Origin of the sequence: Klebsiella sp. K-Nf6 (assembly GCF_002806655.1) — a bacterium.
GTDB lineage: Bacteria > Pseudomonadota > Gammaproteobacteria > Enterobacterales > Enterobacteriaceae > Klebsiella > Klebsiella variicola.
Map to the genome: position 1 here is coordinate 1 of NZ_PIBN01000015.1, position 15,559 is coordinate 15,559.

The window sequence follows — 15,559 nt, forward strand, 5'->3', positions numbered from 1 at the left end:
TTCGGTCCGTAGGCCCGCGCAAGCGCAGCGCCGCCGGGCGCCAGGTCGCGGCTATGATGCCGTTTTTTTGCCGGGTGGCGGCTACGCCTGACCCGGCCTACAGGGCTGCGCTTTCAGCGCTAAAGCGATTCTTCGGTCCGTAGGCCCGCGCAAGCGCAGCGCCGCCGGGCGCCAGGTCGCGGCTATGATGCCGCTTTTTTGCCGGGTGGCGGCTACGCCTGACCCGGCCCACGCCTTACGGGAGTCATTATGTCGTTCTGTCATATGCGCATCGCCAGACCGGTCAGTGAACTGGACGCCGCCGCCAGCATGTATTGCGCCGGGCTGGGGCTTCAGCAGCTCGGCAGTTTTACCGATCATGAAGGATTCAGCGGGATAATGCTCGGCGCGCCCGCCGCGGACTGGCATCTGGAATTCACCCACTGTCGCCACCATCCCGTCACTCCCTCGCCAGGAGATGAAGATTTGCTGGTGCTGTATTACCCACAGCAGGCGGAATGGGAAGCACAGTGCGCCGCCATGGACGCCGCCGGATTTCTGCGCGTCACGGCGTTTAACCCTTACTGGGAGGTCAATGGCGTCACTTTCGTCGACCGGGACGGCTATCGCACCGTATTGCAAAACCGCGCCTGGGGAGAAGTGCGAAGCGCTTCCGATCACGAGGAGAATCAATAACCTCTCCTGTGTGTCCTGCGCAGTGCCCGGCGTGGACGTTAACGCTCTTCCGCCCGCAGCCACGGCGTCACCGTGAGCCCGGCCAGCAGCCCTTCCGGACTGAGCAATCGGGTGACCGTCTGTCCCCACGGTTCGTCGCGCGCAGCGACGAGCAGGCGGTATCCTTGCTGCTGTAGCCGCGCCGTCGCCGCAGCCAGGTCGCGGACCTCAAACTCAATCCATGCCTGCGGCACCGGCTCCGTCTCCGGCCACTGGTCCTGACCAAAGCAGGACTGCGCCGCCTGCGCCAGCGGCCACAGCGCGAAATGTTTCACCCCACCGATGGCATCCTGCTCGCTGAGGAGATACGCCTCGTTACCCGGCATCGGCTTCAGCGGCAACCCCAACGCCTGACAATAGAAGTCACGGCTTTGCGACGTGCTGCGGGTGATGGGACCGAAGCCCGCAATGAACAAAACGTCAATATCAGCGAAATTATCAGCGAAATCGTGGGACATGTTCTCTCCTGAACGCGGCGGTAAGATAACGCCATCATGCCCGTACGCAGGCGCCAGCGGCAAACCCTATTAATGGCGGGCGCATGCACGAACATCCGTAACGGATAAAACGCCATCGCGACTCGCCAGCGCCCTCGCGGCGCGCTATGCTAAACATCCCTTGTATTAAACACTTATCCCTATGAGCACTTCCGTCAGCACCACGCAACTCAATTTGCGCATCATTTCGATTGTTGTCTTCACCTGTATCTGCTATCTCTCCATCGGCCTGCCGCTGGCCGTACTGCCGGGGTACATTCACTATCAGCTGGGCTACAGCACCTTTGTTGCCGGGATTGTGATCAGCCTGCAATACATTTCAACGCTGATCAGTCGACCGCACGCCGGGCGCTATACCGATATCTGGGGCCCGAAAAAAGTGGTCAGTCTCGGGATCATCTGCTGTCTGCTGAGCGGCGCATTTACCCTGCTGGCGGTGCTGCTGCAGGCGACGCCGATGATGGCCATCGCCGCGCTGCTGGCGGGCCGGGTGTTTCTTGGCGTCGGGGAGAGCTTTACCGCGACCGGCGCCACGCTCTGGGGGATCAAAACCGTCGGCGCGATCCATACCTCGCGGGTGATCTCCTGGAATGGCGTGGCGACCTATGTCGCCATGGCGATCGGGGCGCCGCTGGGGGTCACCCTTAACCACTATTTCGGCATTAGCGGATTTGCCACGGTGGTGGTGGTGGTGGCCGCCATCGGCCTGCTGTTCGCCCGCACCCGCCAGGATGTCAGCGTGACCGCTGGGGTCAGAGCGCCCTTTCACGCGGTGGTACGAAAAATTTGGCCTTATGGCCTGGGGCTGGCCTTTGGTACCGTTGGCTTCGGCGTTATCGCCACCTTCATCACCCTCTATTTTGCGGCGCACAGCTGGCAGGGCGCGGCGTTTACCCTCTCCCTGTTCAGCGTCGGCTTTATCTGCGTCCGCCTGGTGCTGGGAAATACCATTACCCGCTATGGCGGGGTCCCGGTCTCGCTGGTCTGCTTTGTGATCGAGTGTCTTGGCCTGCAGCTGATCTGGCTGGCGCCGTCAGCCTGGGTGGCCGGCGTCGGCGCCTTTCTCACCGGTTCGGGTTTTTCCCTGGTCTTCCCGGCGTTAGGGGTCGAGGCAGTCAAACAGGTGGAAGAGCAAAACCAGGGAACCGCCCTCGGCACCTACTCGGCGTTTCTTGACCTGGCGCTGGGACTCACCGGGCCGCTGGCCGGATGGGTCGCCGGCTTCTACGACCTTGCCACGCTATATCTGTTGGCGGCGATTGTCGTGGTGTTCGCTTTCCTGCTCATTTTACGCGTCCAGCGACAACAGCGAGCCGTCTCAAGGACGTAATCAGGCCTGGCCCGCGGGTCGCCGCGGGCAAAAAACGAATCGGCAATTGACGACGATTCGGCTTCCGTGCAAACATCCTCCTCAGCGTCTGACAACAGATGCAAGGACGGTAGCGGAGAACAACAGAGATCGCACAACGATCCAGCCCGGCGCCGTAGTCCAATCCGAATCACTGACCCACACGGTGAATTCCTGATTCTGGCGGGAAACACAGACATGCACCAAAGTTTTAATCAGCGCGTTCATTTCTATTACTGCGTCCTGGTCGCGCTGAAGATGCACGGAAAGTCGAAAAAATCGGGCGGTATCAGAGGAAAGAATAACTTTCTGCTGAAATGGCTGCGCAGGGCGCAGGATAACAACATTTTCCCACCCGATATCACCAGCGAAATTGAATGGCTGCGGGGAAAAATCATTCAGGCCGGTTACGACACCGATCTCGAACCGATGCTGGATTTTGTTTACGCCACCGCCAGCCGCGCTGAAGCGCTCAAGAACGCCGAATAAGTCACTGCGCCCGCAACGGGCGCAGTGACTGTCCATCCCACCGCCTCCCTGAGCGTACCGACCAGACGCGAAAACCCCACTGATGTTTATTCTTTTTGTGACACTGTCACGAAATGGGTTACCGCTGGTCACATTCGGCGGCTGACAGTCGGCCTGTGGCGTTCTATGCTTTGCCCAGTCTTCCCTCACACAGGAACGCGCTATGGCTGACTGGAACCCTTCTTTGTATTTGCAATTTGACGCTGAACGTACCCGCCCCGCGGCCGATCTGCTCTCGCGTATTGCCCATCTGCAGGTTGAACACGTCGTCGACCTTGGCTGCGGGCCGGGAAACAGCACCCGCCTGCTGCGCGCCGCCTGGCCGCTGGCGGCAATCACCGGTATCGATAACTCCCCGGCCATGCTGGCGCAGGCGGCACAGGCCTTACCCGACTGTGAGTTCATCGACGCCGATATTGCCCGCTGGCGGCCTGCGCAACCGGTAGACGTGATCTATGCGAACGCCTCTCTGCAGTGGCTGGCGGATCATGAGACGCTGTTTCCGCATCTGGTGGCGCAGCTGGCAGACAACGGAACGCTGGCCGTGCAAATGCCGGATAACTGGCAGGAACCCTCGCATACCCTGATGCGCCAGGTCGCCAACGAACAAGGATTACCGGACCGCGGACGCCAGCCCTTACTCCCGCCGGACGCCTGGTACGATATGCTGACGCGCCAGGGTTGCGAAGTTGATATCTGGCGCACCACCTATTTTCATCCCCTCGCTTCCCATCAGGCGATAAGCGACTGGCTGCAGGGGACCGGATTGCGTCCCTATCTGGCCGGCCTGGACGAGCAGTCCAGAAACGCGTTTCTGACACGCTATGTCGAACTACTGGCTGAACACTATCCGTTACAGTGTAACGGAAAGGTGCTCCTGCGATTCCCCAGACTGTTTATCGTGGCGCGAAAAATAGTCGTCTGAGCGGAATGAGCGCTTAAGCGTGGTAATGGGTATGGAAAACAGGGCGAAAAATCGTCCTGCTTATCAGGATGAAACATCCTGAACATTGCGATATTCAACCTCTTTCCCGGCATGCGACAGTGATTGCCATCTCAACACCCAATAACGGGAGTCACTGTGGAAAATAACGCTGTTAATCGCAACACCCTGGCCGCCATTGCGCCAAAACTGGCCGAACTGACCGAAACGGTACTGTTTGGTGATATCTGGGCACGCCGCGATCTGTCGCCCCGCGAACGGAGCCTGATCACCCTTTCTGCCCTGACGGCGTTGGGTAAAACCCAGCAGCTGCCGTGGCATATCGCTCTCGGCTATCAAAATGGTCTGAGCCAGGCCGAAATCGTCGAGCTGTTTACCCATCTGGCGTTCTATGCCGGCTGGCCGGCGGCGGCCAGCGCCCTGACCTGTCTGAATGAGCAGGAGACACCATGCCCCTGACCCGCATATCGCTTGGCACGGCCTGGCGTCCCACGGAGTTTGCTCAATTGTCGGCGCTCTTTCATGAGTGTCTGGTGGCGGAGTTCGACGTGCCGTCAGCAGATAAATTTCAGTTTATAGAACAGACCGCCGACGAGCAGCGCATTTATGACCGGTACTACCTCAGCGATGGACGCAGCGCCCGCTTCGTGCTGTTTCATATTTTCGCCGGGAAACCGCGCAGCCGGGCGCAGAAACAGGGGCTTTATCGTCGACTCTGTGCGCGGTTAGACGATGAGATGGCGGTCAGCCCGCAGGACGTGATGGTGGTTATCCAGTTTAACCAGCAGGAGGACTGGAGTTTTAGCGCAGGGAAGATGGCGGATGAATAACGCCGGCGGCGCCGCAAGAGGCACCGCGTTTCAGGACTATATCATTTGCTACCAGGCACAACAGCGATCGTTCCATGAATCACGATACATGATGTTCCCTTCTGTGTATCTCCAGGTGATCGTCTCATAACGGAAATCAATGTCTTCAAGGTGAGTACTTGTCATTCCGGCCGGATGTAAATTTGGTGTGATTGCCGTAATCTTAATATTCGCCATCGCTATGTTAAAATATTCAATTTCCAGTCCCGCCTCATTTATTCTGTACATTTTTAGCGTTGCCGATTTTAATGTTCGACCTTCACAAAGAGCCCTAAATAACAAAGGTGTTGTTCTGTCAAACTCTTTTTGAATTTTAACCGGTGTATGAAGACGGGTTCCCGTCAGCTTTCCTGTATTATTATCGGTAGGTAACCAAACATGATGATTCACTGCGCGCAATTCGATGGAACCTGTGCGTGTGGGCATCAGGCAAGAACCTATAATAGGCGAATCATTCTCATCAGTTAACCATAAATATGCTGGATTTGACATTACCCCTCCTCTTTCATATCAGTTTTTAACTTTAAACCAAACAACAACGTGAAACCCAATGATTAATAAAATAAAAAGTCCTATTAAGTTAATGGCAATGTCAGGAAAAAGAGAGACTGCAATCATGCTAAATACAATGATTAATAATACAATACCCCACCCCCATAAAAAAAGAATGAACTCTTCCTTTAACCATCTTTTCAAGAAACCCATTCATTCACCTCATTAATTTAATAAGTAATTCAGCAAGTTCATCATCAGAAATAATCATCGGATTTAAATAAGGAACTCCTGTGAGGACAGGTTCGATGAGAAAGTACATCATCTCCAGATGGTTGACATATAAGGCATTGTAATAAAATGAATTATGCATTTTCAAATTGTCAGCGCTCTTTGCGGCATCCTGAATCAATCCATACACGTTCAATACCACTGCGGTAGCAGTTACACTCCCTTTAAGGACTAATGACCTTGCCCTGTTGATACGCCCATATACAACAGTATTAAACCTGGAAGTCTGGCAAATCATGGTTGCTACTGCCATGATTAAAATCCGATTAGTTAATCCTGCTGATGATATGTAAACTCCCGCCCCGACAAGCTTCTTGAGAATATATTGAGCTTTTTCTTCTTTTTTATTTTGAAAGTAGGTTTCTATATATATTTTAACCATTTGGAAAATGATATCACGGTTTTTAACTAACTGCGCCAGCCCTGCAATAAATCTTGTGTCCTCTTGCTTTAACTTAGAGCAAACATCCTGATAATTATCCATTAAGCAGGAAGTATAATACGAAGCACGGGTTATACCATTTCCCATTTGATTCAGTGTATCAATAACATTCTTTTTCACTCCAGAAAATGCTTCATCAAATTTCATGGCCAGAATACGCTCTGCCTCGATAGAGGTAATAATGAAATCCCTATAATACATAATCAGATCCTTCCTTTATTAGATCATTCATTGTTCCTGCACATATTTCTTATGATCATTTGGCCTTTCAATATACTTATAAAATGATGGCCTTGATAGTATTATTGACTTTACTCTTTTTTGTTTAAATTCACTCGCACCCTGCCCGGTTAAAAATATCTCAGTTAGCTATTACTTCGTGCTGTTTCATATTTTCGCCGGGAAACCGCGCAGCCGGGCGCAGAAACAGGGGCTTTATCGTCGACTCTGTGCGCGGTTAGACGATGAGATGGCGGTCAGCCCGCAGGACGTGATGGTGGTTATCCAGTTTAACCAGCGGGAGGACTGGAGTTTTAGCGCAGGGAAGATGGCGGATGAATAACGCCAGCGGCGCCGCAAGAGGCGCCGCGTTTCAGGCTACCAGGCGAGATGATGCACCAGTGAGAGATCCCAGGCCGTAGCCAATAGTGAAAGAAACATAATCAGATTGACCACTGTGTCGAGACGTTTTTCCATCGTTGCTTCTCCTGAGCCGGTTTCCCCTGTTATAGCGGGAAAAGCTTAACAACCTCTTACCGCTTCAGGACCCAAGCGTGATCCTGTAGCGCACATAATCGTCAGCCGGGGTAAACTCATCATACAGATGACGGGCTGGATTATCATGGCGCGTATGCCAGTACAACCGCGACCAGCCTTTGTCTGCCCCTTCGGTTTGCAGCGACTTAATGATTGTTCTGGCAATGCCTTGTCCACGGAAGGCAGGATCGACAAACAGATCCTCCAGATAGCAGATTGGCGTGGTGACCCAGGTTCCCTCGTGAAGAATGCAGATGGCGAACCCCACCACCGTATCATCGACCACAGCCACCCTGCCCAGCACCGGGGAGTTCATGTCCAGCATTCGCTGCCAGGTGCATTCGGTCACCTCTTCCGGCTGCGGGCTGCCATAGAAGCGGGTATAGCCTTCCCAGAGATTAAGCCATTCGGCTTTGTCGTGCGGCCGTATTTCCCGGATATCGATGACCATGCGAGTTTCCTTACAGATGAATGTATTAGCCTGCGAACATTGGCAGGGAAAATGGGTTCAAACCATTATTTTCCTGTGCAGCCACATGTTCAAGCGGCATAGCGGCAATTCTCTCCTTGCAGGGGGCGATTTGGCACTAAAAGGCTTTTTTGCAGCGGAGTGACCGACCGGCTCGATAGCCGTGATAAAAAAGCATGTTGTAACTAATGAAGGGGCTTTAAAACCCGGCCGCAGCCGGGTCAATGACGTCCGCTATCAGCACAAGGGCTGTACAGCATCACGCATACCGCGGGACAGGATAGCATCGAGGTCGGCAGTCACCTGCTCCACCAGCCCCGGGATCTGGCTCAAGTCCTGTTCCCAGTGAGCCTCTACGCTGAGTACCGCACTCACCAGCTCGCGGGTGCTCATCTGGCGATCCCGATGCCGGGCCCACAGCGTCTGGTATCGCGTCAACCATTCGGCATCATCCTGTACCGGATAGCGTTCACCCTCCCGCTCTCCCCGGTAGAAGGCGATCAGTGCTGCCAGCGCAAAAGTCAGCCGCGGCGGCAGTTGCCCACTCTTTTGCTGCCCTGCCAGCAGCTGCGGCAGAATGCGGGTGCGGTATTTGGTCATACCGTTGAGCGCAATCGAGAGCAGCTGATGTTTAATATACGGGTTACGGAAGCGCCCGGTCACGGCGCTGGCAAATGATTCAAGCTCATCGCGCGGCAGATCCAGCACCGGAATAATCTCGTCATAAATCGCTTTTTCGACAAACGCGCAAATCTCCGCATCGTTCATCGCCTCACCCACGGTGTCGATCCCGGCCTGGAAGGCCACCGGCACCAGCGCGGTATGCGCCCCATTGAGGATCGCCACTTTGCGCTCTTTATACGGCTTGATATCGTCCACAATGCGCACATTCAGCGGCAGTTTATCGAGACGCAGCTCGGCCGCCAGCGAGGCAGGCCCCTGGATCACAAACAGGTAGAAATGCTCGGCGGTATCAAGGAAGGCATCTTTATAGCCAGTCTGTGCCTCAAGGGCCGCCACTTCATCACGCGGATAGCCGGTTACGATGCGATCCACCAGCGTCGAACAGAAGGTGTTCGCTGAGGTCAGCCAGCGGATAAACGCCTGCGGCAGCTGCCAATCGGCAGCATAGCGCAGCACCAGCGCCTGCAGCGCCTCGCCGTTATAATCGATCAGTTCGCAGGGAATAATCACCCATCCCTTGTCGGCCGCACCGGCGAAATGTTGGTAGCGCTCAAACAACAGGCGCGTCAGTTTCGCCGGATAACTGACCGGCGGCGCGTCGTCAAAACGATCCCCTGCATGGTAGCTGATGCCCGCCTCAGTGGTATTGGAGAAGACAAACCGCATCTCCGGGTTATGCGCCAGACGTAAAAAAGCGTCGAAGTCAGCGTAAGCGCTGATCTCCCGGTTGACCGAGCGGATCAGACGCGCGTCGCTCACCGCCTCACCCTTCTCGTTCAGACCGCGAATAATGGTGGTGTAAAGGCCGTCCTGGGTGCTCAGTGAAGGCGGGAAATCCGTCGCAATAGGACGGACGACCACAATGCCCGCATTCAGGTCGGTATGCTCGTTGAGGAGATCTATCTGCCAGTCAACGAATGCGCGCAGGAAGTTGCCTTCACCAAACTGGATGATACGGTCAGGGTACTGCGCGCCGGGGAAATCACGACGGTTTAATGTTTTCACAATGGGTTCCCTCTAATAGTAGTCATACAACCTGAGTAATTGGTCCAATAAGTTATCAGGTTTTTCTACCAGTGAAACCCCGTTTTGATCAAAGCATTCTGCAATAGCGGCCGTCAGGGCAAAAACTTATAGAACAGTGAGGTGGCGGTCATCTCTCCGTCAGGCATCAGCGCATAGCGCGGGATTTCCCCCACTTTTTCCCAGCCACAGCGGACATAGAACTGCTCCGCCCCGCTACCGGTTGCCGTGTCCAGCACCAGCACCGACTTCCCTTGCCGCCGGGCGGTTTGCTCCAGCTCGGCCATCAGCGCGTTGGCAATCCCCTGGCGGCGGGCATTTTGGTGAACCAAAAGTTTGGCGACATCCGCGCGATGGGGCTGGTTTTCCGGTTGGCGGGTGATAAGTTGCACGGTACCGACGGGTCGTTCATCCGCGTCGAGGGCCACCAGTACGATGCGCTCCCCGGCGGCCACGCTGTCGGCGGTGTGTTGCCAGAAAGTGGTGGCCGTCTGCGCGCTAAAGGGCAGCATAAAACTTACCGAGGCGCCGCCGTTGACGCAGCTTGCCAGGATATCGCTTAATGCCGGGAGGTGGTGCAGAATATCGTCACGCGACAGCGTGCGCAGTGAAAAGGATGTGGTCATGGAAGCTCCCTGTAATTGACCACATCACTATGTTTTTAACCAAAAATTAACACAAGCGGATTCCGTATAGGATTTTCTTATGGTGCGCTTTCGGTTAGCGCTGGCATACAGATGCGGTTGCGACCGGTCTGTTTGGCTTTGACCATCTCCTCGTCTGCCGCCATCAGCAATTGGTTAAACAGCTCGGTGATGCGAGCGTGCCCCACCTCGCGCGTCTCCAGCCCCATACTGATGGTCAGATGGATTGGATTCTGCCCGAGGCCGAAGGGTTGCGACTCCACCCCGTGGCGGATTTTTTCCGCCAGTAAATAGCCCTGCTGGGTACTGTCGACAACCGCCGCCACCGCAAACTCTTCACCGCCAATGCGGGCAACCATCCCCTGCTCGTCCACCAGTTGCCGAACCTGTTGGGCAAACTGGGTCAATACGCAATCGCCACCTTCATGGCCCAGAGCATCATTCACCCGTTTGAAGCCATCGATATCCAGCACCATCACCGTCAGCAGCTTATCGGCGGGCAATGCCTGACGCTTCAGCGCCTCGCTCAGTCCGGAACGGGAATACACCCGGGTCTGAAAATCAAAATCAGCGCGCAGGGCCAGCTGTTTCACCAGCGTGTTAATCGCTTCGACACTGGAAGCGACAATCACCGGGCTAATCAGCATAGCGGCAATGCCGAGACGGGTGGAGAACAGCTGCCACGGCTGCATTCGCGCATCCGGCGAAAAGTGAATTAACGAGTTGGCGACCAGCAATATCTCGCTGATACCGGTGAGAAAGGTTAACAGGCAGGTCAGCGGCAGCGGATAACGAACGGCGCACCAGATCAGGGCCGGCAACGGGAAGGTAATGCTGCCGGCGCCGCCCACCGCCACGCCGAGGGCTATCGACAGCACCAGCGCCAGCGCGGGCAGCAGCTGGCGAAAACGAAAACCGCTTAATGCCGAAGGCAACGTCAGGGTCAGAATAAACGGCAGGATCAGCACCGCTGTCGAGAACTGTTCGCTAAACCAGTCTGCCAGTTGGGGAATAAAGGTGGCGCGTTCAACATCCACCGACCCCAGGGCGCCGACGGCGGCGCACAATAAGGCGGCAAACAAGCAAAAACAGAATAAATTAAGCGCATTAATCGGGCCGGGCATGGAGTCGGCGCGTCGCTTATCCCACAGCACCAGCTGCGCCAGCACCACAATAAAGACAATATTGGAGAAATTAATCAGCAATGAGGCAAAGCCCATCCCCCAGCGCGAAGTGAGTCCGTCATAAACCAGCATTGCCGCAAAACAGACGGCATAAAAATAGCTGCGATTAAGCCAGACATAGCGCGCAAAGATCCCGGCCATCACGGCATTGAGCGGCCAGAAGAATGAGAGCTCCTGCACCAGGCGCAGCATAGCCCCCAGAAAATGCAGTAGTAGCGTTAACGTGAATAATACCAGTGCGTCGCGCACGGGCTGCTCTTCACGAAACAGCGTAAATGACCGAATCGACAGTGAAGACATTCAGTAATTATCCGTCTAATTGTTTCAGGCAATTATTATGTTAATAATTAGTTAGCGGATTATCATAACATGAGAATATTTATCAGGCATACTCCGGCGCCGATCAAATGCAGATTACCGCACAGACGGGCCGTTCATCTGCAGCACCAGCCAGTGATGGATCACCTGCACCACATAGCGCTGCTCCTGCTCGCTCAGCGCGCGGCCGTGGGGAATGGCGTGCCATTTTTCCAGACAGCCGCGGCAGCAGGTGGCGGTCGCATGCTGGGCGATAAATACCGGATGGCCGCGCATCGGCGTCTGCTTACCGTCGTTCATCGGTTCGGCGGGCGCCAGCCGCTGGCGGATAAAATCCGCAGCGTGCTGGTCGATGATCTCCGGCCCCTTATCGAGACAGTATTGCCGCTCTTTGACCCCGAGTCGAAAGCGTGAACGAAACGTCGAGCGCGCCAGGCGGGCAAACAACCGATCCTGCTCAACCATCAGAACACCGACCTCCCCATCCGCTGAGTCAGTTTTTCCAGCAGCGCCACGCCGGCCAGCGAGTTCCCGGCGTCGTCAAGCTCCGGGCTCCACACGGCGATCGCCATCTCCTGCGGCACAATCGCCACAACTCCGCCGCCGACGCCCGATTTCGCCGGCAGGCCAACGCGCCAGGCGAATTCACCGGCGTTCTGGTACATGCCACTGGTCATCATCAGGGCATTCACCTGACGGGACTGAATGGGCGCGATAACCGGTGCCTCCAGGTGCGGGGCGATACCGCGATCGGCGAGGAACAGGAAGGTCCGCGCCAGCTCAACGCAGCTCATCTCCAGCGAACAGTAGTGGAAATAGTTCTGCAACACGGTGGCGACGTCGTTATGGAAGTTACCGAAGGATTTCATCAGCCAGGCGATGGCGGCGTTGCGCGCCGAATGCTCGAATTCAGAGCGGGCCACCACCGGATCGTAGGCGATATCGGGCACGCCGCTCAGGCGGCGGACAATCTCCAGCATCCGCTGACGCGGGGCGCTAAGCCGGCTCTGTAGCATGTCGCAGACCACCAGTGCCCCGGCGTTGATAAACGGGTTACGCGGTTTGCCCTGCTCGATCTCCAGCTGCAGAAGGGAGTTAAAGGGCTGGCCGGAGGGATCTTTGCCCACCCGCTGCCAGATCTCCTCTTCCTGATAGTGGTTCATGGCCACCACCAGGCTCAATACCTTGGAGATAGACTGGATGGAAAAACGTTCATGCGCATCGCCGGCGGCAAAATGCTGCCCGTCCACCGTGCTGATCGCGATGCCAAGCTTATCGCCGCTGACGCTGGCCAGCGCCGGAATGTAATCCGCCACTTTACCGCGGCCAATCAGCGGCCTGATTTCTGCCAGAATGGCTTCCAGCATTGCGTTATTGATCACCGCCGCCACATGCAGCTCCTTGCCCACCATCGAAATTTGGTGGGCGAGTATAGCAGAGGTGGGCGACGGTCGTCAGGGGCTAACGTTGATTAGCGACGGTCTTTCCAGACGGTCTGCGCATTACAGAACTCGTGCAGACCAAAATGCGACAGCTCGCGACCAAAACCGCTCTTCTTCACGCCGCCGAAGGCCACGCGGGCGTCGCTGGCGCAGTAGCCGTTGAGAAAGACGCCGCCGCACTCCAGCTCGCGGGCGAAGCGCTGGGCCTGCGCCTCGTCGGTGGTATAGACCGTTGCCGACAGGCCAAACTCGCTGTCGTTGGCGAGGGCCAGCGCATGGTCAGCGTCGCGAGCGGTGGTCAGGGTCGCTACCGGACCAAATAGCTCCTGGCGAAAGCCGGTCATCCCGGCGGTAACATTGCCCAGCACCGTTGGCGCATAGTAGTTGCCCGCCCCTTCGATTTTTTCCGCGCCCAGCAGCAGAGTCGCCCCTTCATCAAGGGTCGCCGTTACCTGCTGGTGCAGTTCATCGCGCAGGTCGAAACGCGCCATCGGCCCGACGTAGTTTTGCTCATCGCGCGGGTCGCCCATCTTCAGCGCCGCGACGGCGTCGACGAATTTGCGGGTGAACGCGTCGGCAATACCGGCTTCGAGGATAAAGCGTTTCGACGCGGCGCACACCTGGCCGCTGTTCTGATAGCGGCCGGTGACGGCGGCCTTCACCGCCTCATCCAGGTCGGCATCGTTGAGTACGATAAAGGGATCGGATCCCCCCAGCTCAAGCACGCATTTCTTCAGCGCCGCGCCCGCCTGGGCGCCAATCGCCTTCCCGGCACGGACGCTGCCGGTGACGGTCACCGCCGCGATGCGATCGTCATTGATGATCTGCGAAACACCGTCATTGGTGGCATTCACCCAACCGAACACGCCATCCGGCAGGCCGGCGGCGGCAAAAATCTCGCCCAGCAGGCGGGCGCTGCCCATCACGTTCGGGGCATGCTTCAGCAGGTAGCTGTTGCCGGCCAGCAGGATCGGCACCGCGCCGCGCAGCACCTGCCAGACCGGGAAGTTCCATGGCATAACCGCCAGAATGGCGCCCAGGGGACGATACTCAATCACCGCCTGATTATTTTCCACCTGGGTGGCTTCCGTCGCCAGCATCGCCGGGCCGTGCTCGGCGTACCAGTCGCAGAGATTGGCGGATTTCGCCACCTCGCCGCGCGCCTGAGCGATCGGCTTGCCCATCTCGAGGGTAATCATCTGGGCCACCTCTTCCCCGCGGGCGCGCAGCGCAGCCCCGATGCGACGCAGCGCATCAGCGCGGTCGGCGAGCGGCGTCTGACGCCACTGGCGATAGCCTGCCGCGGCGAGAGCGATAGCCGCATCGACCTCGCGTTCGCTGGCCCAGGGCAGCGAGGAGACCACCTCACCGGTAGTCGGGTTGACGGAAACCGCGTGCGTTGCAGATAAATTCATCGTTATTCTCTCTCTCGTTGCTTGCGAAGTAACCGTATTCTGGCTTACCTTTCCATTCATTGAAAATGAATAATATTAAGCAACGCATTCACAAAAGAAGAATAGTATGGACCTGACTCAGCTAGAAATGTTTAACGCTGTCGCCAGCACCGGCAGCATTACCCAGGCGGCGCAGAAAGTGCATCGCGTGCCGTCCAACCTCACCACCCGCATCCGCCAGCTGGAGGCAGACCTCGGCGTTGAGCTGTTTATCCGCGAGAACCAGCGCCTGCGCCTCTCGCCTGCGGGACACAGCTTTTTGCGCTACAGCCAGCAGATCCTCGCCCTGGTGGACGAGGCGCGGATGGTGGTGGCGGGCGACGAACCCCAGGGGCTGTTCTCCCTGGGTTCGCTGGAGAGCACCGCGGCGGTACGGATCCCCACCACCCTGGCCCACTTTAATCAGCGCTACCCGAAAATTCACCTGGCGCTCTCCACCGGCCCTTCCGGAACGATGATCGACGGCGTGCTGGAGGGCGCCCTGAGCGCCGCGTTCGTTGACGGCCCGCTAGTGCATCCGGGTCTGGAGGGGCTGCCGGTGTTCCCGGAAGAGATGATGATCGTCGCCCCGTACGGCCACGCGCCCATCGCCCGCGCCAGCGAAGTGAACGGGGCCAACGTTTACGCCTTTCGCGCCAACTGCTCTTACCGCCGGCATTTTGAGAGCTGGTTCCATGCCGACAGAGCGACCCCGGGCAGGATCCACGAGATGGAGTCTTACCACGGGATGCTGGCCTGCGTGATCGCCGGCGCGGGCCTGGCGTTGATCCCGCGCAGTATGCTGGAGAGTATGCCCGGCCATCAGCAGGTTTCCGCCTGGCCGCTGGCCGAAGAGTGGCGCTGGCTAACCACCTGGCTGGTGTGGCGCCGGGGCGCCAAAACCCGCCAGCTGGAGGCGTTTATAGCGCTGCTGAACGAAGATCGGCAAACAGCGGTTTCTCCATAAACACGCTGAGCGGATCGGGCTGATACGGCGCAAACGCGCAGCGGGTCTGGTAGCCGTTGCGCGTGTAGAGGGTGATGGCCGCATGCTGATGGATACCGGTTTCAAGCCGCAGCGTATGACAGTCGCGCTGGCGCGCTTTCGCTTCCAGCGCCGCCAGCAGCTTTTCTCCCAGCTGCTGTCCGCGGTGCTGCGGATCGATATAGACCCGCTTCATCTCGCCGAAACCTTCCTCACTGAGGACGATAGCCCCGCAGCCAACGGCCTCGCCCTGCGGGCTGCGGATGACCAGGGCGATCACCGTCTGCGGCGGCAGCTGGCTGAGGTCCAGCAAATGGTTGCTCTCTGCCGGATAGAGTGTCTCCTGCCAGGCGTCGAGAGCGGCAATCAGGGCGGTAAATGCGGAGTCGGTGGGGGCGATGTCGGTAACGGTATACATAGGTGAACTCCTTTTTTTACGCCACTGTAGCGCGGCCTCGACCCGTTTCCGCCATAGCATTAACTTATATTGCTGCCCA

The 15,559-nt window shown here is 57.1% G+C and carries 19 protein-coding genes and 1 pseudogene; 8 read left to right on the forward strand and 12 right to left on the reverse strand.

The annotated features are described in order from the left end of the window. Window positions 1-249 precede the first annotated feature (249 nt). On the forward strand, window positions 250-675 hold the full coding sequence (locus tag CWM61_RS21255; RefSeq protein WP_100631873.1) for a VOC family protein: 426 nt from the start codon (window positions 250-252) through the stop codon (window positions 673-675). A gap of 38 nt (window positions 676-713) precedes the next feature. Here CWM61_RS21255 and CWM61_RS21260 read toward each other — a convergent pair whose 3' ends face one another. Then, a complete protein-coding gene (locus tag CWM61_RS21260) occupies window positions 714-1,172 on the reverse strand; it encodes a VOC family protein (protein WP_100631874.1) in 459 nt (152 codons plus the stop codon). Window positions 1,173-1,353: 181 nt separating this feature from the next. Here CWM61_RS21260 and CWM61_RS21265 point away from each other — a divergent pair, with 181 nt between their 5' ends. The 5 genes from CWM61_RS21265 to CWM61_RS21285 all read left to right on the forward strand — a co-directional run bounded on the left by CWM61_RS21265 (window position 1,354) and on the right by CWM61_RS21285 (window position 4,860). Next, entirely contained in the window at window positions 1,354-2,541 is a 1,188-nt protein-coding gene (locus tag CWM61_RS21265; protein WP_100631875.1) for an MFS transporter, read from the forward strand. A 216-nt stretch (window positions 2,542-2,757) separates the two neighbouring features. After that, a complete protein-coding gene (locus CWM61_RS21270) occupies window positions 2,758-3,048 on the forward strand; it encodes a hypothetical protein (RefSeq protein ID WP_008804940.1) in 291 nt (96 codons plus the stop codon). A gap of 202 nt (window positions 3,049-3,250) precedes the next feature. Then, the gene (gene tam, locus CWM61_RS21275) at window positions 3,251-4,012 is read left to right on the forward strand and encodes a trans-aconitate 2-methyltransferase (protein WP_074385896.1); all 762 of its coding nucleotides are present in this window, start codon (window positions 3,251-3,253) and stop codon (window positions 4,010-4,012) included. A 156-nt stretch (window positions 4,013-4,168) separates the two neighbouring features. After that, the gene (locus tag CWM61_RS21280; protein WP_061154637.1) at window positions 4,169-4,489 is read left to right on the forward strand and encodes a carboxymuconolactone decarboxylase family protein; all 321 of its coding nucleotides are present in this window, start codon (window positions 4,169-4,171) and stop codon (window positions 4,487-4,489) included. Further along, window positions 4,480-4,860 carry a tautomerase family protein gene (locus CWM61_RS21285; protein ID WP_074385897.1) on the forward strand — a complete coding sequence of 127 codons (381 nt, stop codon included), beginning with the start codon at window positions 4,480-4,482 and terminating at the stop codon, window positions 4,858-4,860. Before CWM61_RS21280 ends, CWM61_RS21285 begins: the two co-directional genes overlap by 10 nt. Window positions 4,861-4,908: 48 nt before the next feature. On the opposite strand, the gene CWM61_RS21290 is transcribed toward CWM61_RS21285, so the two are convergent. Genes CWM61_RS21290 through CWM61_RS21300 form a run of 3 tightly spaced genes read right to left on the reverse strand, consistent with a single transcriptional unit; the run spans window position 4,909 to window position 6,325 of the window. Next, window positions 4,909-5,391 (reverse strand): Hcp family type VI secretion system effector, encoded by a 483-nt coding sequence (locus tag CWM61_RS21290; RefSeq protein ID WP_012968258.1) that lies wholly within the window; start codon window positions 5,389-5,391, stop codon window positions 4,909-4,911. A gap of 18 nt (window positions 5,392-5,409) precedes the next feature. After that, window positions 5,410-5,604: a hypothetical protein gene (locus CWM61_RS21295; protein ID WP_004184000.1), complete on the reverse strand. Its 195-nt coding sequence runs from the start codon at window positions 5,602-5,604 to the stop codon at window positions 5,410-5,412. Window positions 5,605-5,608: 4 nt separating this feature from the next. Next, on the reverse strand, window positions 5,609-6,325 hold the full coding sequence (locus CWM61_RS21300) for a hypothetical protein (protein WP_100631876.1): 717 nt from the start codon (window positions 6,323-6,325) through the stop codon (window positions 5,609-5,611). Window positions 6,326-6,500: 175 nt separating this feature from the next. Here CWM61_RS21300 and CWM61_RS21305 point away from each other — a divergent pair. After that, window positions 6,501-6,686, forward strand: a pseudogene (locus CWM61_RS21305) (tautomerase family protein); the annotation flags it as partial. Between the two features lie 198 nt (window positions 6,687-6,884). Here CWM61_RS21305 and CWM61_RS21315 read toward each other — a convergent pair. The 7 genes from CWM61_RS21315 to sad form a co-directional block, all read right to left on the reverse strand. Next, entirely contained in the window at window positions 6,885-7,331 is a 447-nt protein-coding gene (locus CWM61_RS21315) for a GNAT family N-acetyltransferase (RefSeq protein ID WP_074385899.1), read from the reverse strand. A 255-nt stretch (window positions 7,332-7,586) separates the two neighbouring features. Then, the gene (locus CWM61_RS21320; RefSeq protein ID WP_100631877.1) at window positions 7,587-9,038 is read right to left on the reverse strand and encodes a tagaturonate reductase; all 1,452 of its coding nucleotides are present in this window, start codon (window positions 9,036-9,038) and stop codon (window positions 7,587-7,589) included. A 113-nt stretch (window positions 9,039-9,151) separates the two neighbouring features. Next, window positions 9,152-9,682 (reverse strand): GNAT family N-acetyltransferase, encoded by a 531-nt coding sequence (locus tag CWM61_RS21325; RefSeq protein WP_100631878.1) that lies wholly within the window; start codon window positions 9,680-9,682, stop codon window positions 9,152-9,154. A gap of 77 nt (window positions 9,683-9,759) precedes the next feature. Beyond that, complete coding sequence (locus CWM61_RS21330; protein ID WP_008804947.1) at window positions 9,760-11,184, reverse strand: GGDEF domain-containing protein; 1,425 nt, start codon at window positions 11,182-11,184, stop codon at window positions 9,760-9,762. Between the two features lie 114 nt (window positions 11,185-11,298). Beyond that, window positions 11,299-11,667: a DUF4186 domain-containing protein gene (locus CWM61_RS21335; protein WP_008804948.1), complete on the reverse strand. Its 369-nt coding sequence runs from the start codon at window positions 11,665-11,667 to the stop codon at window positions 11,299-11,301. Next, the gene (gene glsB, locus CWM61_RS21340; RefSeq protein ID WP_074385903.1) at window positions 11,667-12,593 is read right to left on the reverse strand and encodes a glutaminase B; all 927 of its coding nucleotides are present in this window, start codon (window positions 12,591-12,593) and stop codon (window positions 11,667-11,669) included. Before glsB ends, CWM61_RS21335 begins: the two co-directional genes overlap by 1 nt. Before the next feature lie 80 nt (window positions 12,594-12,673). Continuing rightward, on the reverse strand, window positions 12,674-14,059 hold the full coding sequence (gene sad, locus CWM61_RS21345) for a succinate-semialdehyde dehydrogenase (RefSeq protein ID WP_100631879.1): 1,386 nt from the start codon (window positions 14,057-14,059) through the stop codon (window positions 12,674-12,676). Between the two features lie 106 nt (window positions 14,060-14,165). On the opposite strand from sad, the gene ptrR reads away from it, so the two are divergent. Then, the gene (gene ptrR / locus CWM61_RS21350; protein ID WP_023289635.1) at window positions 14,166-15,044 is read left to right on the forward strand and encodes a putrescine utilization regulator PtrR; all 879 of its coding nucleotides are present in this window, start codon (window positions 14,166-14,168) and stop codon (window positions 15,042-15,044) included. Here the strand turns inward: ptrR and CWM61_RS21355 are convergent. Beyond that, window positions 14,998-15,480: a GNAT family N-acetyltransferase gene (locus tag CWM61_RS21355; protein WP_074385904.1), complete on the reverse strand. Its 483-nt coding sequence runs from the start codon at window positions 15,478-15,480 to the stop codon at window positions 14,998-15,000. The two genes, ptrR and CWM61_RS21355, sit on opposite strands and share 47 nt — an antisense overlap. Window positions 15,481-15,559: the final 79 nt, after the last annotated feature.